The organism is Micromonospora sp. WMMD1219, from assembly GCF_049315215.1.
GTDB lineage: Bacteria > Actinomycetota > Actinomycetes > Mycobacteriales > Micromonosporaceae > Micromonospora > Micromonospora tulbaghiae.
On the sequence record NZ_CP186057.1, the window covers coordinates 92,794 to 111,848 of the forward strand.

Annotated in this window: 12 protein-coding genes; 1 reads left to right on the forward strand and 11 read right to left on the reverse strand. The window is 70.0% G+C overall.

The annotated features are described in order from the left end of the window. Positions 1 to 86: 86 nt before the first annotated feature. Positions 87 to 1,667 (reverse strand): Rieske 2Fe-2S domain-containing protein, encoded by a 1,581-nt coding sequence (locus tag ACN27C_RS00450; protein WP_358170223.1) that lies wholly within the window; start codon positions 1,665 to 1,667, stop codon positions 87 to 89. Between the two features lie 248 nt (positions 1,668 to 1,915). Between ACN27C_RS00450 and ACN27C_RS00455 the strand changes: the two genes are divergently transcribed. Beyond that, on the forward strand, positions 1,916 to 2,140 hold the full coding sequence (locus tag ACN27C_RS00455; protein WP_081635946.1) for a hypothetical protein: 225 nt from the start codon (positions 1,916 to 1,918) through the stop codon (positions 2,138 to 2,140). A 77-nt stretch (positions 2,141 to 2,217) separates the two neighbouring features. Here ACN27C_RS00455 and ACN27C_RS00460 read toward each other — a convergent pair whose 3' ends face one another. The 10 genes from ACN27C_RS00460 to ACN27C_RS00505 form a co-directional block, all read right to left on the reverse strand. Further along, positions 2,218 to 3,447 (reverse strand): DivIVA domain-containing protein, encoded by a 1,230-nt coding sequence (locus tag ACN27C_RS00460; RefSeq protein ID WP_252449397.1) that lies wholly within the window; start codon positions 3,445 to 3,447, stop codon positions 2,218 to 2,220. Between the two features lie 22 nt (positions 3,448 to 3,469). Then, positions 3,470 to 4,615: a 23S rRNA (adenine(2503)-C(2))-methyltransferase RlmN gene (gene rlmN, locus ACN27C_RS00465; RefSeq protein ID WP_252449398.1), complete on the reverse strand. Its 1,146-nt coding sequence runs from the start codon at positions 4,613 to 4,615 to the stop codon at positions 3,470 to 3,472. Positions 4,616 to 4,719: 104 nt separating this feature from the next. Then, entirely contained in the window at positions 4,720 to 6,075 is a 1,356-nt protein-coding gene (locus tag ACN27C_RS00470) for a phosphatidate cytidylyltransferase (RefSeq protein WP_422750172.1), read from the reverse strand. A 255-nt stretch (positions 6,076 to 6,330) separates the two neighbouring features. Continuing rightward, positions 6,331 to 6,888: a ribosome recycling factor gene (gene frr / locus ACN27C_RS00475; protein WP_013284608.1), complete on the reverse strand. Its 558-nt coding sequence runs from the start codon at positions 6,886 to 6,888 to the stop codon at positions 6,331 to 6,333. A gap of 86 nt (positions 6,889 to 6,974) precedes the next feature. Beyond that, positions 6,975 to 7,742, reverse strand: coding sequence for a UMP kinase (gene pyrH, locus ACN27C_RS00480; protein ID WP_013284607.1), 768 nt, complete (start codon positions 7,740 to 7,742; stop codon positions 6,975 to 6,977). A gap of 157 nt (positions 7,743 to 7,899) precedes the next feature. After that, a complete protein-coding gene (gene tsf, locus ACN27C_RS00485) occupies positions 7,900 to 8,727 on the reverse strand; it encodes a translation elongation factor Ts (protein ID WP_013284606.1) in 828 nt (275 codons plus the stop codon). Positions 8,728 to 8,854: 127 nt separating this feature from the next. Continuing rightward, positions 8,855 to 9,730 (reverse strand): 30S ribosomal protein S2, encoded by an 876-nt coding sequence (rpsB, locus tag ACN27C_RS00490; RefSeq protein ID WP_364804239.1) that lies wholly within the window; start codon positions 9,728 to 9,730, stop codon positions 8,855 to 8,857. Between the two features lie 373 nt (positions 9,731 to 10,103). Then, positions 10,104 to 11,168: a hypothetical protein gene (locus tag ACN27C_RS00495; protein ID WP_422750176.1), complete on the reverse strand. Its 1,065-nt coding sequence runs from the start codon at positions 11,166 to 11,168 to the stop codon at positions 10,104 to 10,106. A gap of 397 nt (positions 11,169 to 11,565) precedes the next feature. Beyond that, positions 11,566 to 12,063, reverse strand: coding sequence for a DUF4265 domain-containing protein (locus ACN27C_RS00500; RefSeq protein WP_199733246.1), 498 nt, complete (start codon positions 12,061 to 12,063; stop codon positions 11,566 to 11,568). Further along, positions 12,063 to 18,965 (reverse strand): RHS repeat-associated core domain-containing protein, encoded by a 6,903-nt coding sequence (locus ACN27C_RS00505; RefSeq protein WP_422750178.1) that lies wholly within the window; start codon positions 18,963 to 18,965, stop codon positions 12,063 to 12,065. The genes ACN27C_RS00500 and ACN27C_RS00505 overlap by 1 nt, the downstream gene beginning before the upstream one ends. Positions 18,966 to 19,055 lie beyond the last annotated feature (90 nt).

Genomic DNA, 19,055 nt, shown 5'->3' on the forward strand with positions numbered 1-19,055 from the left:
TACGCCGGTTCCCTGTCCGCACCCGTCACGCCGCCCCCTCCCGACCGATGGTCGCGTGCCGGGGGCGGCGGACGGGGCGGAAACCGTCAGATGGCCGCTTCCCCGGCCGGCGCCGGGGTCTCCGCGTCGGCGCGGTGCGCGCGGATCTTGTGCCCGACGCTGGTCAGGCAGCGACCGCTGGCCAGGTCGAACTTCCAGCCGTGCAGCTGGCAGGTGAGCTGGTCGCCGTCGACGATGCCGAACCGGCTCAGGTCCGCCTTCAGGTGCGGGCAGCGCCGCTGCACCACCCAGCCGTCGAGCGTGATGTCCTCGGCGTCGACCGCCCGCTCGTGCTCGTCGTACCAGCCCTCGGCGTACTGGAGGCGCTCCTCGGACAGGCACTTGAAGAAGGCGTAGACGAACTCGTTGTACTGGCCGATGCGGGCCGCGGAGAACCGGCAGGACAGGAACAGCGAGTTGACCCAGTCCACCTCGCCGATGTGCAGCAGGTGCTCGATCAGCGCCCGCTCGGTACGGAACCGGTAGCGGACCTTCTCGTCCGCGTACGGCCGGACCTCCTTGCCCGGGAAGTCCACCACGATGGATTCGACGCTCTCTCCGTCGTAGCCGACCAGGTCGAAGCGGACCGGGCCGCCGACGCCCTTGGCCAGGTAGATCGACTCGTCCAGCAGCGGCTCGATCCGGCGCTTCATCTCGCCCAGCACGTCGACCTCGGGGTGCCGCCAGGACGCCTTCTCGGCCTCGATCACGCCGCGCTTACGCTCCCGCATCTCCTCCAGGTGGGCGACCTTGTTCGCGAAGAACTCCTCCACCGGCACCGGGTGCGTGGTGGTCGCACCCTCGGTGGTGACCTCCGCGACGCTGCCCGGCAGCAGCACGATGCCGTTGGTGCCGCCGACCTTGGCGTACTCGGCCAGGAACACCGACTGGTCGGGGAAGATGTTGCCCTCGTCGCCGAAGATGTCGTTGAACTGCCACAGCTCGTCGTCGAGGAAGCACGGCGGGCCGGCGATCGGGAAGACGTGGTCGGCCTTCAGGTCGTCGATGTAGCGCCAGGTGCGGTCGAACTGCCGGTCCCGCTTCTGCTTGCCGAACGCGGTCTTCGCCGCCTGCGGCAGCTCGTAGACCATCGGGTACCAGATCGCGCCGGAGAACTGGAGCATGTGCGCGTGCACGTGGCCCAGCTCGGCGAACACGCTGAGGTCGGTCGGCCGGGCGTCGTTCTGGTTGAGCAGCCGCACGCCGTCGTACTCGACCCAGAGCGAGGAGTCGCCGATCGGGCCGTCGGTCGGGCTGGTCAGCGCCTGGATCATGATCTTCAGGCCGCCGGGCAGCTCCACCACCTGCTCGTTCGGGGCCTTGAGGAACTTGGTGAAGCCCAGCTCCCGGAACTCGTCCTCCATCTCCGAGGTGGGGAACTCGGGCAGCAGGACTGTGGCGTCCTTGGACACGAAGTCACGCAGGTGCTTCGCGTCGAAGTGGTCCCGGTGCAGGTGCGACACGTACAGGTAGTCGACCTGGCCCAGGGTCGCCCAGTCGAGGAGGGAGTTGTCCGGGAAGGGGAACCACGAGGCGAAGTAGGCGGGGTTGACCCACGGGTCGCACAGGATGCTGCCCGCGGCCGTGTCGATCCGCATGCTGGCATGCCCCGTACCGGTCACTCGCACCGCAGTCCTCCTCAAAAAGGCATCAAGGTGTACGTCAAGACGCTACCGGAGGCAGTGTGCTCGCCGTCCCGCGACGCCGGTAGTGGCCATCCGCCCCCACCGGTACGGGACCAACGACCCGGGCCGGCCGGGCCGCCCGGTGTCGCCCGCCCGGGTCATCCCCGGCACAGGAGGTCGGACCCTGCGCCGGGCCCGGTTGGGGGCGTGCCAGACTGATCGGAGATCCGATCGCGAGGGAAGGACCGACAGTGGCAGGAGACGAGCCGGTAACCGCGCCAGATCAGCACAAGCCCGGACACCGCAAGTCCGGACGGATCGGTGCGGTGCTGTCGGCGTTGGCCTTGGTTCTGATGGCGTTCTGCGGGATCGAGGAGGGCCGGGTGGAGCACATCTGGCTGTTCGGAATCGCCGGACTGCTGATCGCCATCGTCATCGGCGACGCCGTGCTGCGCCGCAACGGCCTGCGGTCCTGACGCGCGGCGCCCACGGTAGTGCGCGAAGGGCCCGCCCCCGGTGAGGGGGCGGGCCCTTCGTCGTCTCGCGGCCGGGGTCAGCGGCCGAGCAGGATGTCCTGCACGTCCTTGAGCGCGGCGTCGACCTCGGCCTCGAAGTAGCCACCGGGCACCAGCCCGAAGCGCAGCGTGTCGAGTTCCTTCGGGTTCACCGGCATCGGGTTGCGCCCCTGCATGCCGCCGAGCAGCGTCTCGAAGAACCGGTCGACCTGGTCCGGGTCGTAGCCGCTGCCGAACCGGCGGACCTGGAAGCTGCGCCGGATCTGGTCGACCCGGTGCAGGTCACTGCCGGGCGGACCGGCCATCGGCGGTCCCACCATCGGCGGCCCGGCGACCGGCGGACCCACGAGCGGCGGGCCGGTCATCGAGGGGCCCGGGCCGTAGCCCTGGTCCGGCGGACCGTAACCCGGGTCGGGCGGCCCGTAGCCGGGCTCCGGTGCGCCGTAGCCCTGCTGCGGCAGCGCCGGCGGGCCGCCGGGACCACGACCACGCAGCTCGCGCTCGGGCATGCGGATCTCGGCGGTCATGTCGGCACGCGCGCGCCGACCGGCCTCGAACCCGTCGAACCGCTCCTCCTGGCCGTACCCGCCGGGACCGCTGTCCGGGGGACCGTAGCCACCCGGGCCGCTGTCCGGCGGACCGTACCCACCGGGGCCGCTGTCGGGCGGGCCGTAGCCGCCGGGGCCGTTGTCCGGCGGACCGTAGCCACCCGGGCCGGGCGGCAGGCCGCGCGGCGGCGGACCGCCGTGCCCCATCGGCGCACCCGGACCCATCGGGCCGGGACCACCCGGGCCGCGGGGGCCGTCGTAGCCACCGCGCGGGCCGTCGTAGCCACCGGCGAACGCGCCGGTCGGCTCGTCGTAGCGGTTGCCGTAGCGGTCGGCCGGCGGGCCGGGCTGAGCGGGCATCTGCCGGGGCGGCATCGGCGGCTGCGGCACCGGCGACATGCCCCGGTCGTCGCGCATCGGCGGGCCGAGCCGGTCGGCCATCCGGGGATCGCCACCGCGCCCGGCCGGTGCGCCACCGCGCTCCTCCAGCTCGGCGAGCTGCCGCTCGACCCGGTCGAGGTGCAGGTCGACCTGCCACTCGTCGTAGCCGTTGAACCGGACCCGGAAGACGACGTCGTGGACCTCCTGGGAGGCCACGGGCGCGCCGATCGGCTGGCCGTCGAGTGTCGCCTCGACCCGGTCCAGGAAGGCATCGACCTCGTCGACCTTGTAGCCCCGGCGGAGCGCCTTACGCCGGAAACGCTGACCCTGACTCGCCACTATGTCTCCTGGTCTCGTACCGCTACGCCGTTGCCGCGCCTGAGTCGCCGTCCGTGTCCCCGGCGGCGGCGAGCTGCCCACAGGCCCCGTCGATCTCGCGTCCCCGGGTGTCGCGCACCGTGGTCGACACCCCGGCGTCGCGCAACCGCCGGACGAACTCCCGCTCGACCGGCTTCGGGCTGGCGTCCCAGCGGCTGCCCGGAGTCGGGTTGAGCGGGATCAGGTTCACGTGGGCCAGCTTGCCGGCCAGTAGCCGCCCGAGCAGATCGGCTCTCCACGGCTGATCGTTCACGTCCTTGATCATCGCGTATTCGATGGACACGCGACGCCCCGTCGTGGCCGCGTAGTCCCACGCCGCGTCCAGCACCTCGGACACCTTCCAGCGCTGGTTGACCGGGACGAGTTCGTCGCGCAGCTCATCATCGGGGGCGTGCAGCGACAACGCAAGGGTCACCGAGAGGTCTTCGCTGGCCAGTCGGCGGATCGCCGGCACCAGGCCCACCGTCGAGACGGTGATGTGCCGCTGCGACAGGCCCAGCCCCTCGGGTGCCGGGGCGACCAGCCGGCGGATCGCCGCCACCACCCGCGAGTAGTTGGCGAGCGGCTCGCCCATGCCCATGAACACCACGTGCGACAGCCGCGGCGGCGACCCTGCGACCGCGCCGGAGGCGGCCACCCCGGCCAGGTAGACCGCCTGGTCGACGATCTCGGCGGTGGACAGGTTGCGGGTCAGCCCGGCCTGGCCGGTGGCGCAGAACGGGCAGGCCATGCCGCAGCCGGCCTGGCTGGAGATGCAGACGGTCACCCGGTCCGGGTAGCCCATCAGCACGCTCTCCACCAGCGAGCCGTCGTGCAGCCGCCAGAGCGCCTTGCGGGTCGCGCCGTCGTCGCAGGCCAGCTCGCGTACCGGGGTCAGCAGGTTGGGCAGCAGCTCGCCGGCCAGCCGCTCCCGGGTCGCCGCCGGCAGGTCGGTCATCCGCTCCGGGTCGCGCACCAGGCGGCCGAAGTAGTGGTTGGAGACCTGCTTGGCGCGGAACGCGGGCTCACCCAGCTCGGCGACGAGCGCCTGCCGGCCCGGCAGGTCCAGGTCGGCGAGGTGGCGGGGAGGCATCGCGGGCCGGCGGCCGCGGGCGTCGGGGTCTACGGAGATCAGCGGGAGACTCGTCATGGCGCGTCCAGTCTGACACGCTCCCGCCCGGACGCACCCGTCCGTACGTGTCGAATCGCCCCCGGCCACCCGGTCCGCAGCGGGTCGCCGCCGTGACGCATGCCTCAGCTCACCACCGGGACGAAGACGGCGAGCAGCAGGTAGGCCACCGGCACGGCGAACAGGATCGAGTCGAGCCGGTCCATCAGGCCGCCGTGCCCGGGCAGCAGGTTGCTCATGTCCTTGACGCCGAGATCCCGCTTGATCATCGACTCGGCGAGGTCACCGAGCACCGCCGAGACCGAGATCGCCATCCCGAACAGCGCACCCCACCAGGGGGCCACGTCGAACAACGCCCACAGCAGCGCCGCGCTGCCCGCCGCCGCGGCCGTCACCGAGCCGGCGAAGCCCTCCCAGGACTTCTTCGGGCTGATCGTCGGCGCCATCGGGTGCTTGCCGAAACTCACGCCCGCGGCGTACCCGCCGGTGTCGGAGAGCACCACCGCCGCCAGCGTCACCAGCACCCGCAGGGCCCCGTCGTCGGGCGCCGCCGCGAGCATGGCCGCGAACCCGGCGAGGAACGGCACGTACACCGCGATCAGGGTGGCCGCGGTCAGGTCGCGCTGGTAGTTGCCGGGCCCGTCGCCCAGCCGCCAGATCATCGTGCCCAGCACCGTGACCAGCAGCCCGAGGCACAGCGCGTCGGGGCCCGCGTACCAGGCCAGGCCCACTGTGATCACGCCACCGGCGACGAGCGGCGCCAGCGGCGGGTGGGCGCCGCTGCGGCGTACCGCGCGGGCCATCTCCCAGATGCCGATCCCCACCGCGGCCGCGAGCACGGCGAGGAACGCCGGCATGAAGAAGAACAGCGGCACCACGACCGCCGCGCCGAGGGCCACCCCGACGCCGATCGCGGCCGGCAGGTTGCGCCCCGCCCGGGACGCCTTCGGTGCGGTGGTCGGCGGACGCTCCGCGCTCGCCCGACGGCGTCCCGGCCCGCGGCGGCCGGCCGGCGGCTCGGGCTCGGGCGTGGGTGCGGGCTCGTCGCGTACCGCCGGGATCTGGTCGGTGGGCTCGTCCCGGACCGGCGCGATCTGCGCGGTCGGGTACTCGTCGTCGCGGGCGGGCTCGCCCCACGGGCCGTCGTGCTCCGGCCCGTCCGGCCGGGCGCGGTCACCGGCCGGCGGTCCGTCGTACCGGCCCGGGCCGTCGTGGTGCCGCGAGGTCGTCGGGTACGGCCCGGCGTACGTGTCCGGAGCGGCATAGGTGTCCGGAGCGGCATACGGGTCCGGACCGGCGTACGGGTCCGGGCCTGCGCCGGGACGGGCGTAGGTGTCCGGCTCGGCGGGGCGGGTGTGCGCGGCCGGGCCGGGTCGCCACGGGCCGGGCTCCAGATCGGTGTCCGGCCAGGGCAGGGCCGGGGCGGCCGGGCGGTCCCAGCCGCGCGACTCGGTGTTGCCGTAGGGGTCGGGGTGGGACATCACGCACCGGCAGCCGGTACGAGAGCCACCACATGACGCAAGACCAAGACCATCCCCTACCGGCGTGAGACTTCCTGTTTTACCGACCGAGGGCCGGGCGACTCCCGCCGTTCACCCCGTGGTGGTCGGGAATCGTGCCGAGCCTACTGCACCCGCCGCGGCCCCGAGGGTGTGCGCCGCCGGGCACGACGACGGCACCGGGCCGCCGCCCGGGCGGGCGACGGCGGCGCGGTGCCGTGCGAGGTACGCGGGCGCTCAGACCTCGAGCAGCTCGCTCTCCTTGTGCTTGACCAGCTCGTCGACTCCTGCGACGAAGCGCTGGGTCAGGTCGTCCAGCTCCTTCTCCGCGCGCCGGCCCTCGTCCTCGCCGACCTCGCCGTCCTTGACCAGGCGGTCCAGCTCTTCCTTGGCCTTGCGGCGGATGTTGCGGACGGCGACCTTGGCCTCCTCGCCCTTCTGCCGGGCGACCTTGATCATGTCGCGGCGCCGCTCCTCGGTCATCTGCGGCAGGACGATGCGGAGCTGGTTGCCCTCGTTGTTCGGGTTGGCCCCGAGGTCCGAGTCGCGGATCGCCTTCTCCATGGCGCCCAGCTGCGAGTTGTCGTACGGCTTGATGATCACCATGCGCGGCTCGGGCACCGCGATGGACGCCATCTGCGGCAGCGGGGTCGGGCTGCCGTAGTAGTCGATGACGATCCGGGAGAACATGGCGGCGTTGGCGCGTCCGGTACGGATGCCGCCGAACTCCTCCTTGGCGTGCTCGATGGCACGCTCCATCTTCTCCTCCGCCTCGAGGAGGGTGTCGTCGATCACCGGTCTCCTCGCCTCCTTCTGTCGCTCGTCGTGTGTGGTGCGGGTGCTGCCGTGGCAGAGGGACCGCTGCCGGTCCGGCGGGCCGGTCAGGCGGTGATCAGGGTGCCGATCTTCTCGCCGCCGACGGCCCGGACGATGGTGTCGTCGCCCTGGGCGCCGAAGACCAGCATCGGCAGGCCGTTCTCCATGCAGAGGCTGAACGCGGCGGCGTCGGCCACCCGCAGATTACGGCGCAGCACCTCGGAGAAGGTGATCGAGTCGAGCTTGCTCGCGGTCGGGTCGATCCGGGGGTCGGCGGTGTAGACCGCGTCCACGCCGTTCTTGCTCATCAGGACCACGTCCGCGCGGATCTCCAGCGCCCGCTGGGCAGCCACCGTGTCGGTGGAGAAGTACGGCATGCCGGCGCCGGCGCCGAAGATGACCACGCGGCCCTTCTCCAGGTGCCGGATCGCGCGCAGCGGGATGTACGGCTCGGCGACCTGGGCCATGGTGATCGCGCTCTGCACCCGGGTCTCGATGCCCTCCTTCTCCAGGAAGTCCTGGAGGGCCAGGCAGTTCATGACCGTGCCCAGCATGCCCATGTAGTCGGCGCGGGCGCGGTCCATGCCGCGCTTCTGCAGCTCGGCGCCGCGGAAGAAGTTGCCGCCGCCGACCACCACCGAGACCTGCACGCCGCGGCGTACCACTGTGGCGATCTGGCGGGCGATGCCCTGCACGACGTCGGGGTCGACGCCGATCGCGCCGCCGCCGAAGACCTCGCCGGAGAGCTTCAGCACCACCCGGCGGGACCGACCGGGCGGAGGGGCGGTCGGGTCCTCCGCCGCCAGGCTCCGGTCACTCACAACCTGCGTCATCCGCCCCGCCCCTTCTCCCCGCGCATCGCGCGAGCGTCGCGTACGTGCCCCTGCCGACCCTATGTGACGAGGAGGCCGCGGTGCCTGTCGCGTACACCGGCGGCCTCCTCGTCGACGTTCTCCCCTGTGCCCGGGCCGGACGGCCCGGTGCGGCGGCTCAGGCCTGGCCGACCTCGAACCGCAGGAAGCGGGTCACCTCGATGCCGGCGTCGGCCAGCACCTGCTTGACGGTCTTCTTGTTGTCGGCGACCGACGACTGCTCCAGCAGGACGAAGTCCTTGAAGAAGGCGTTGACCCGGCCCTCGACGATCTTCGGCAGCGCCGCCTCGGGCTTGTTCTCCTCGCGGGCGGTCTGCTCGGCGATGCGCCGCTCGGACTCGACAGTCTCGGCCGGCACCTCGTCACGGGTGAGGTACTTCGGCCGCATCGCGGCGATCTGCATCGCCACGGCGCGCGCGTCGGCGTCGGCCGCCTCGTCGCTCTTGCCGGTGAACTCGACCAGCACGCCGACCGCCGGGGGCAGGTCCTGGCTCTTGCGGTGCATGTAGACCGCGGTGGTGCCGTCCAGCTTGGCGAAGCGGTTGAGCACCAGCTTCTCGCCGATCTTGGCGGACTGCTCCTGGATCAGGTCGGCCACGCTCTTGCCGTCGATGCTGCTGGCGAGCAGCTCCTCGGCGTTGGTGGCGCCGCTGGCCACGCCGTGCTCGACCAGCTGCTGGGCCAGCGCGATGAAGGCGTCGTTCTTGGCGACGAAGTCGGTCTCGCAGTTGAGCTCGAGCAGCGCCTGGCCGGAGTGGGCGATGAGGCCGTTGGCGGCGGTGCGCCCGGCCCGCTTGCCGACGTCCTTGGCGCCCTTGACGCGCAGGATCTCGACGGCCTTGTCGAAGTCGCCCTCGGCCTCGGTCAGCGCCTTCTTGGAGTCCATCATGCCGGCGCCGGTGAGGTCGCGGAGCTTCTTGACGTCCGCGGCGGTGAAGTTGGACATGACTCTCTCTTCGGTGTCAGTGAGGTGGTCTGGGGTGCTGGTTACCCGGTTCCGGGCCGGTTCTGCCCGGCGTACCCGTCGCGTCCCCACCGCCGGGAATCCGGCCGGTGGGGACGCGACGGCGAGATCACTCCGCGGAGGCGGTCGCCGGCTGCTCGGCGGCCGGCGCGGCCTGCTCGGCGGCCGGCGCGGCGGCGGGCTGCTCGTCGGCCTTCTTCGGCTCCTCGAGCAGCTCGCGCTCCCACTCGGCCAGCGGCTCGTCGGCACCGACCTGGCCGGCCTCGGGCTTCTCGTCCGCGCCCCGGTTGCGGCCGGAACGGGCGATCAGACCGTCGGCGACGGCGGCGGCGACGACCTTGGTCAGCAGCTCGGCCGAGCGGATGGCGTCGTCGTTGCCCGGGATCGGGAAGTCGACCTCGTCCGGGTCGCAGTTGGTGTCGAGCACCGCGATGACCGGGATGCCCAGCTTGCGGGCCTCGTCGACGGCGATGTGCTCCTTCTTGGTGTCGACGATCCAGACCGCGGCCGGGAGCTTCTGCATGTCCCGCAGACCACCGAGGGTCTTGGTGAGCTTGATCTTCTCGCGGGAGAGCTGGAGCGTCTCCTTCTTGGTGTAACCGGCGGCGGTGCCGCTCAGGTCACCCAGGGCCTCCAGCTCCTTCATCCGCTGCAGCCGCTTGTACACGGTCTGGAAGTTGGTCAGCATGCCACCGAGCCAGCGGTGGTTGACGTACGGCTGGCCGACCCGGGTCGCCTGCTCGGCGATGGCCTCCTGGGCCTGCTTCTTGGTGCCGACGAACAGGATGCTGCCGCCACCGGCCACGGTGGTGCGGACGAACTCGTACGCCTTCTCGATGTAGTCGAGCGTCTGGCGCAGGTCGATGATGTAGATACCGTTGCGCTCGGTGAAGATGAAGCGCTTCATCTTCGGGTTCCAGCGCCGGGTCTGGTGCCCGAAGTGCACACCGCTTTCCAGCAGCTGACGCATGGTCACGACGGCCATGGTGGGTTACTCCTACGTTGTCCCTGGTTGTCCGTCCGGCCGGCGGCCGGACGCCTGGCGCCCGGTCGCCGGCCAGGGTGGGCCCGATACGTCAGATCGGGACCAGGGAGGCCGTCGCCCCACGGAGGAGACCGTGGAGAGGGCACGCGAGGTCGACCGCACGAGGCGGTCGCCAGTCGACCAGTGTACGCGCCCTCCCCGCTGCCCGGCCCCCGGGTGCGGGAGGCCGCCTTGATCGACCCCGGGGACGGCCTTGATCGACTCCGCCTTGATCGACCCCGGCCTTGATCGACGCCATTACGGCGAAGTGGCGGTGTCAACCTGTCGGTGACACCGCCACTTCGGCGTACTGGGGTCAGCGGGCGTTCGCCGCTCAGCCCGCCGCCAGGGCGGCGGCGAGGAACAGGACCAGGCCGACGGTCAGGTACGCCGTCGGCGGGCGCAGCCAGCCCCGGCTGCCGTCGGCGAGCGCCAGCCCTCCGGTACGCAGCCCGTACAGGCCGGTGCCGAAGATCGGCAGCCCGACCACCAGGAAGATGCCCACCACCACGTGCGACGTCGACACCGGGTCGCCGAACAGGCCGTGCAGCAGCACCCGCACCGCCGGCACCTCCAGCACCAGCACCATCACCGCCAGCAGCACCGCCAGCGCGGGGCGCCGGGTCCGGTAGACGCCGTCACCGGGCGGCGGCCCGTCCGGACGCGGCAGCACCGCGGGCATCGGGCCGGTCGGCATCTCCAGCGGGTTCGGGGTCGCGGCCGGCTGGGCCGGGCCGCCCGGCCGCTCGCCGATCCGCAGCGGGGTGGCCTCGCCCGGGTTCAGCCGTGCCGCGGCGGTCGGTTCGGCCCCGCCGTCCGGGCCGGTGGTTCCCGGTGCCGGCTCGACGACCGGGTAGCCGCCGATCGGGCTGAGCCGCGGCTTGTCGACGCCGGCAGCGCTCCGGGCGTCGACGCCGGGGCCGCCGGCCGGGTCGCTGCCGTGGGCGATGAGGCCGTACGGGTCGGTGCCGGCCGGGACGGCGCCGGTCAGCGGGGCGGCCGCCGGCGTACCGAGCGAACTCGACAGCGGGTTCCCGTGCGCGGCGGTGCCGAGCGCGTCGACGCCGCTGCGGGACACCGCGCCGAGCGGGTCGTCCGCGCCACGGGCCGCCGACTCGCGAGCCGCGCGGCGGCCGGCGCGCGATCCGGGCAGCTCACCGGAGACCTCCGGGTCGTCCGGCCGCTGCGACCGCCAGCTGCTCGTGTCGTCCACCAGCGGATCGGCGGCGGAGTACCGGCCCGGCTCGGCGTACCGGCTGTCACCGGCGCGCTGCTCGGGCGTGCGGTAGTCGTCGTCGCGGTAGCGGGGCTCGCCCGCGGCGCGCCAGTCCGACTCGTATCCCCGGTCGCCCCATCGCGACCCCTGCTCATCCTCGGAGTAGCTCCGTCGTCCGTCCACGACCGGCACGGTATGCGACCGGCTCCAGCCGCGCCATCCGGGCCCGTCCGGGGTGTTATCCCAGCTCGAACGGACTTTCTCAGATCATCGACCCGTCACTTGCGGTGATGCGGGAGCCCGGCCGCAGCGGGAAGCGCGCCCCGGCCGATACCTCCGACTGGGGCGCCACTCCATCCACACATTGAGCCTTTTCCACTGGTCTTGCACCTCAGGGCCGGTGGAAAAGGCTCAATGTACTCGCATTTCACGATGCCGTCTGACGGCGGCCGCGACGGCAACGCTGGGTGACCGCCCCGAACCTGTATGGACTACTGTCAGCGCTCCGCATCCACCTCATGCACGGCCACGATCAGATGCAGCACATCAAATACGGGTAGCCACCCGGCCGCAAGAACGGTTACGGGAACGAAGGAAGTTGAGCGCGATGACGCTTAGAGATGGCCGACTCCCGCAATCCAATGTCCTCGCGTTCTTTAGCTGCGATTAGTTCCGGCCGAAGCGCCGAATAGTCAATTTCGGGCTTGATATCGATGGCATAGTAAGTCTCACCGTTTGCCGTCTCCCACGACGCGCCAAAACTAGACAGGAGCCGCTCCAGGTCGACGCGATACTCGGGCAATTTGACAAGAATCTGCACTGTCGAGTGCCCCGATTCCGAGATCAGCCTTTCAAATACAATCTCGCGCCGGTCGCTGTCGGGACGGACGAGGATAATGTCTCCGTATGCAACTCCTCGACAGTAGAAGGGCACATTGCGTAGAGCCAGGTTCAGCCTGGTTTGCGTCTTCGCGGCCCACAGTCGCTCGTAGCCGACGGGCGGCCATGTTGGACTCTCCTCCGGAAGGTCGAAGACTACCTGGAACAAGCGCTCCCTGGAAGCGAAGCTATCGGTCACTAGTCCTCCAGAAGATCACGGAGTTCGCCGTCCCATACTTCTAAAGGCTTAGTACTCTTGTCCCGATTGCAGCGCCGGCAGCTAACTGCGCCGTTATGCGCACCTCCGTGTCCACCTGCCGCACGTGGTTCAACATGGTCAATTTGCGCATCATCCGGCCTGCCCGGCACCCCACTTTGCGATGGCCGACGGACCACATCGCGTCCGCAGTACTCGCACTTGAGAACGCCGCCGTTGGCTTTGAGATTCGCCTCGTATACCTTCTCGCGTTCTGCGTCAGTGAAGTCCAACCCCTCCCGGCCGCAGTTGTGGACCAACACCGGGGTGTTACCGGCGATGACATAGTACGTGTGAACGACGGAAACCGTCAGGTCGCGCATCGCCTCACTGCCGCTGAAGTTGCGGACCTTGACGACGTTCACCGTCGACCCGTCCGCTGCGAGCAGCCCTTCGGCGGACTTGAGCTCACCCGCGCCGACCCACTGCTTGCGGGTGACGCTCCAGAACGGGTGGTGCTGCGTCGTGTCGATCGTCGACACAGCGCCCTTGCCGTCGCGGACGACCAGGTCGGTCAGGGCGTCGTCCTGGTTGATGTGCAGCTTCTCCACCGTCTGGGCACTGGTAGCCCCGCGCTCGGGGTCGTGGGCGAGGACCTGGTCGCCCTCCCGCACCTCGGCGATCGGCTGCGTCGTCCCGTCAGCCATGAGGACAGGGGTGTCCGGTGAGAAACTGTGGGTCGGGCAGCCACCCTTTGAACTGGGTGCGCCTCCACCGTTGTCCCCGCCGGTCTTGCCCTTGGCAGGCGCGACGGGCTCCTTCTTCGGAGGTTCAGGCGTCTTCGACGCCGGCGGCCGCGGGGTCTCGCGAATCGCCTTCTTTAGCTCGGCCATCTCTCTGGCTTCGGCCGCCGGATTGATCGCCGGAGGCTTGCCCCACCGCACGCGCGCCACGACTGCGCCGGCCTTGTCGGCTCCCCAGTCGATAACCTTCTTGCACCACTTGCCGATCTTGCACGCCCAGTCGAGTCCGGGCACGGTCGAGACGCCGGACAGCGCGGCCTCCCGCCAGTTTCCTTCGGTGGCGTAGACGACTCCGTTGACAACGTCGCATCCGGCGCCCACGGGAAGGTACAGGCCGCAACCCTCAAGAAACTCGTGCGTCTTCTGCCGGCCGGTCTTCTTCGCGGGCCCACCACTGCCGTCGTAGCGGGTGTCGCCCTGGCCTTGGCCGCTCGTGCCCTCCGTATAGTTCTGGCACGCATAGCCCCCGAGACCATGGTGATTGCACATGCCGAGGCTGAGATCGTCCGTCGGGTTGAGGTACTCGGGGATGATCAGACCGCTCGGGTCGCTGAACGTGACCGGGTTGTTCGACGCGTAGGTGTACGCGGCCAACTGCTGGGGGTTGCCCGGGTCGTTGATCGGGTCGACCGAGATGAACCGGCCGATGGTCGGGTCGTACTCGCGGGCTCCGAGGTGGGTCAGGCCCGTGGGATCCTGATAACCGCCGAGAAATCCCTGCTGGTTGGGCCAGGTAACCGCCGCGCCCCGTGGCGCCCCGTAGGGCGTCTGGCGGCGCTGGGTGATGGTCTGGTTCGTGTCGTTGGCGATGCTGACCTGCGAGGTTCCCTGGTGGTCACTGGCCAGCCAGGTGATGCCGGTGACGGTGCGCTGCGCCACCACCTCTCCGCCGAACGAGTAGTAGCGGGTGGCCGTCACCTGCCCCGTGGTGCCGTTCTTGCGGATCTCCTGATCCCCGAGGAACAGAGTGCTTCCGGTGGGATCGGTGGCGATGAGCCGGTTGCCGCCCGCGTCGTAGATGTAGGAGCTGGTGCCGGTGCTGTCGGTCACCGATGCCAGGTGCCCCTCGACGTCCCAGGTGAGGGCCTGCTGCCCGGACTTGCCCGGCCGGCTCTTCATGTTGCCGGTCTCGTCGTAGGTGTACGAGCCGGTGGTGGTGCCGGTGCTGTCGGTCCTGCTCCATCCGTTGAGCCGGTGCGGCTGTGCCGCGCCCGTCGCCGGGTAGGAGTAGGACGTCGTCACAGTGCCGGTCGCGGTCCCGCGCTCGATCTGGGTGAGACGATTACCGATGCGGCCCTTCGGGTCGTTTGGCGCGCCGAACGACCACTGCTGCCAGTACGGTGCCGGGCCGCCCAGTTCCGTCTCGGTCTGCGGCTTCGCCGTGCAGTCGAAGGAAGCCGGAGTCCACGCCTCGGTGAGCCGGCGCTGGTGGTCGTAGGTGAAGCACTGGGTGTCGCGTGGTCGAGCACCCGTGTTGTCGTCGATCTTGGTGATGTTGCCGCTGGCGTCGTAGTCGTAGGACGTGTTCACCACGTACGACGGTGCGACCGAGCGGGTCACCGAACTGCTGCGGACCCGGCCAGTGGTGTCGTCGTACAGGTTCTTGCTCTGGACCGACTTCGCGCCCGTCAACGCGGTGGCACGGGTGATCGTGCTCAGTTCGTGCAGGTTGCTGTAGCCGGCGTCGACCACGTAGTAGGTGGCGTCGATGTAGTCGGTGGCCAGCCGGTCCAACATCGCGTACGTGGTGTCGTACTTGTAGTTCAGCACCTCCTGGTCGAGACCACCCGCGGCCGGGACGGTGAGGGTGTTGGGTGAGCCGTCCCCCAGGAAGGTCGCTTTGGACGTGAAGCTACAGGTGACCTTGCCGATACCGCAGAACCCGGCCTGCGACGACGGAAGCGTGAGCTTGGTCTGCGTCGGGTTGTACATCTTGTCGACCGACACGACCTCGGAGCGGTACTCCTCGGACCCGATCCACCGTGACGACGACTTGGTGACGCCCTTGACCGGCGAGTCGTAGGTCAGCTCCGTGCGCTTCTGCCCCGTCAGGCTGCCCTCACGGGTGGTGAGCGGCCGTCCGACCTCGTCGTAGGTGTACCAGAGGTCAGGCGTGTCGGGGCGGGAATCAGTGGTCCTCTCCAACTCCCCCAGGGTGTTGTACTGCTTCGAGGCGGTGCCGGCGTCCGGGTCGCTCGACGAGACCAACCGGCCCTGGATGTCATAGGTGTAGGACCAGGTGTTACCGGACGGGTCCTTGACCGTGGCGAGCTGCCCGACCGGGTGGTAGGTGTACTTCGTCTCGTCGTAGGTCCCGGTGGCGGTCCGCCCGTGGTACTGCCACAACTTCTCCGTCCGGCCGTACGGGTCGGTCCACACAGTGGTGGCGGCCTGTCCGACCGGCGGCTCCACGGTCACGTGGTCGCCGTGGTACGTGGTCGAGGTTCTGGCCTTCTCGACCTGGACGCTAGCGACCGAGCCGAGCAGCAGCGAGTGGGTCTGACGGCCGGCGTTGTCGTAGAGAGCCCGGGTCTGGCTCGGCACGTCCTGGTCGAGCCGCGACCTGATGGTCGTGGTCTCGATCGCGCCGGAGTCGTAGTAGGCCGAGTTGGACTTGTAGATGCGACCGGCCGCGTCATAGAACGTCTCGGTCATGATCCGGCCGGTGCCGTTGGCCGGTTCCTGTGTCTGCCGCTGGCGGCCCAGCGCGTCGAAGATCATGTACGAGGTGTCGTTGCCGCCGAGGGCGTTCAGCGCGGTGGTCACCACGTACGACGGCGCCGTCTTCGACAGCGTGTAGGCGTAACTGGTCGACGGGGCGCTCGGGTAGGTGGCACGCGCCCGGTTGGGCAACCACACCTGGAGAGCGCGGCCCAAGGCGTCGTAGGTGTACTCGGTGACGTAGTTGTTGACGTCGGTGCTCTTGAGCGCGAGGCCGGTGGCCGGGTCGAGGTCGACAGTCGTGGTCCACTGCAACGGGTTGGTGGTCGTCCGCTGGATGACCGGCCCGCCCGTGGCCGGGACGTACGATGTCGTCGTCTTCTTCCCGGCGATGTCGGTGACCTCGGTCGTACGGCCCCGAAGGTCGTACTTGGCCGTCCCCACCTGCTGGTAGGTGCGGTTGCCGCCGGCGAAGGCCACGATCTTCTCGGTCGTGGTGAGCAGCCCCTTGTCCGGTGCCGTGCCGTACGCCTGCCCGTCGTAGCTGAACCGGACGTCGCCGAGGATCTGCTGCTCGCTGGTGGGCGTGGCGGAGCAGGCCCCGACCCATCCGTTGATCCGCTTGACCGGCGTGAGCAGCCACCGGCTGGTGTTGCGGATGTACTCGGTCTTGCTGCACCGCTTGTCGCCGGTGGGGCTGCCGTCGGGGCTGTCCTCCTGGGTGGTCGGCATGCCGTAGTCGTCGAAGTCGGTGGTCGACGTGCTGCGCCGCCAGCCCGAGTCCGTGGCGGTACGGGAACTCACCGTGCGTACCCGGGTATACCGGGATTCGGCGACCGGGCTTCCCGCCCGGGTGGCCGTCGCCTCGGAACGCCACATCGTGTGGACGGTCGCGGACAGCACGTTCCCGCCCAGCCAACTGATCGTCTCGCGGGGTGAGCCGCTGAAGTGGTCGTAGTCGTTTACGGCTCCGCCTTCGAGGCCCTGCACCTGCGTCGTGCGGGTGCCGCCACCGGCGAGCTTGTCGCCGTACATCCCCCGGTAGTAGAGGGTTTCGGTCTTGGTCCGTGCGGCGCCCTCACCGACGTAGGTCACCACCCGGGGAAAGCCACGCCACTGCGACCAGGTGCGGCGGTCGTCCGGGGTGATGCCGGTGTCGTCGTCGTAGTGCCACAACGCTTCGTTGTCGTTGTTGAGGTACTCGTACGCGGTGCGCAGCGGCCTCGACCCACCGGTGGGGTCGATCTGCTGGACCTCCTCGACCACGTACTTGTGGAAGAAGTCGGTGACCTTGTCGGTATACCCGGGGGGTGTCCACTTGACGGGGTAGCAGAGAAGCTTGTTGCTGTCCAGCGCGCCGACCGAGGGCATCACGCTGCCCCTGACACACTGCGGCTGCTTGTAGGTGACGAAGATCTGTCCGCCGGTCTCCAGGGTGATCAGGTTGACCCGGTGCCAGTTCATCGCCAGGGCCCAGTCGCTCCCGGCGGCGTCCACCCGGTTCTGCATCTGGATGCCGGAGAAGGTCACCTCCGGGGTCGTGATCGTGCCGCCGTTGAGGCCCTTGTGGGTGATGCCGTCGAGCCAGAGACCGGCGCGCGTGCCGTCACCGGGGTCGAGAAACGCGTGGCGCAAGGTCCACGAGTCCGCCTTCTGGTAGGCCGAGGCGGACGCCTTCCACGCCTTGGTGGTGATCTCCGTGGTGCGCTTGGCGGACCAGAACGTGGGAGAGCCGTTGGTGCACGGGTTGGTCGACGCGGTGCAACTCTGGTCCCAGGGAGTGTCCGGCCAGTTCGTCGCGTTCTTCGTGGTGCAGTTCTGCAGACACCGGTCCACGTTGGTGAACTCGATACGTCCCGGCACGTTCTCGATGTACGGCGACGTGGCGGCGTACTCGTTGTTGTCCCGGTTGTCGCTGCCGTAGTCGATACGGGTCAGGTAGCCGGCCCGGTCGTAGACCATGGGCGTCGCGCCCGCCAGGTTCTTGGCGTAGTAGTTGGTCTCCTTGGCCCACCAGTAGGACATGGTGTTGCCGTGGATGTCCTGGACGTAGTCCAGATTCCACCGCCAGGCCTGCGGCTCCCCGTTGCAGTCGGAGGCGGCGAAGGTGCCGGCGTTGCAGGGCTCACCAGGGTTGTTGCCGTACACCGGAACGGTGAGTACCGAGTTGGTCGTTCCGCGACCGGTCGTCCAACCGGGAAGCCGGTGGCGTCCGAACCAGTACTGGGTGCCGTCGGTGCCGGTGACCTTCCAGTATTCGTTGTCGTTGTCGCCGTTGGCGTACTCCGACGCGGTGAGCAGTTCGACCTTGGTGCCGTTTTCGCTGCGGGGATGCCAGGTGCCGTCGCTGCCCTTGAGCAGCTCGACGGTACTGCCGTTGAGCGACATGACAGCGTTCTCCGGGCCCCAGCACAGGTCCCCGGTCTTGACCGAGTTGTTCGCGTTGCCGCCCATGTCATCGGCGCACGCCTTATAGCGCCGCTCGACGAAGCCCGGTGAGTATTCGAAGCCCTCCCCGAACAGGCTCGGCTGGTTGTTGCTCGCCGCGTGCCGGCCGTCCACCGACTGGGAGGAGTAGCCGAGACCGACAGTCGGTTCCGGCCCGCCGGGGCCCGGCGGGACACGCATCGGGTACGACCACTGGAAGCTGCCGGTGGCACCGCTGTGGCTCCACGACGACGTGGAAGCGAGGCTGGACGCGGCGAAGTTGCCAGCTCCACCGGAGGGACCGGCGGCCAGGGCGAAGGCCGCGGCGGACCGGGCCTCGGGCACCAACACGGTGGTGGTGACCGTCCGGGTCCGCACGTCGTTACGCGAGTTCAACGGTGTGCCGTGGCAGTCCGCCGCGGTCGGGGTGCTCAGGGCACAGTCGGGCAACTGCGCCAACCGCAGTCTCGACGCCCAGTCGCCGCCGTACGCGGTCGCGAAGGCGGTGTAGTCGATACCCACCTCGACCGGGACGGCCGCTCGCACTCCGTCAGCGCGTCCGAGGCGTACCAGCAGGCCGTTGATGCCGACCGCTTCGGCCTGGGCCTTCGGCAGGACCTCGACCCGGACCTTGGCGGGCGCGGCCACCGCGGTGCGGCTGGTCGACGACGCGGTAGCCGACCGGACCGTGACCGGCAGCGACCCAGCCCGGCTCGGCGTTGCCGCTGTGCCGGCGGTGGCCGCCAGTGACACCTCGGCCGAACCCGCCGTCGGCCAGACCGGTGCGGGACGCCGCACCTTGGCCGCCGCGGCGTCCTTGTCGGGAATCCGCTTGCTGGACGCGGCCTTGTGCAGCGGGGCGGAGGAGTACCGCTGCGGGTCGAGGTGGGGGGTTTGCTCCGGCCGTTCCGCGCGAGCCGGCAACTGGCCGCCGAGCGTGGCGGCGAGGACCGCGGCCAAACCCGCGACGAGGGTGCGACGGGCGCCCCGCCGCACCGCGGCGCTGACCCGCATCCGCCCTCCGCCTGGCTGCGGTCGGCCGGTTCGATCGATTCTCATTTCTGCCCTTCAAGAACGAGAGGTTGCCGCACCTGCGTTGCGGAC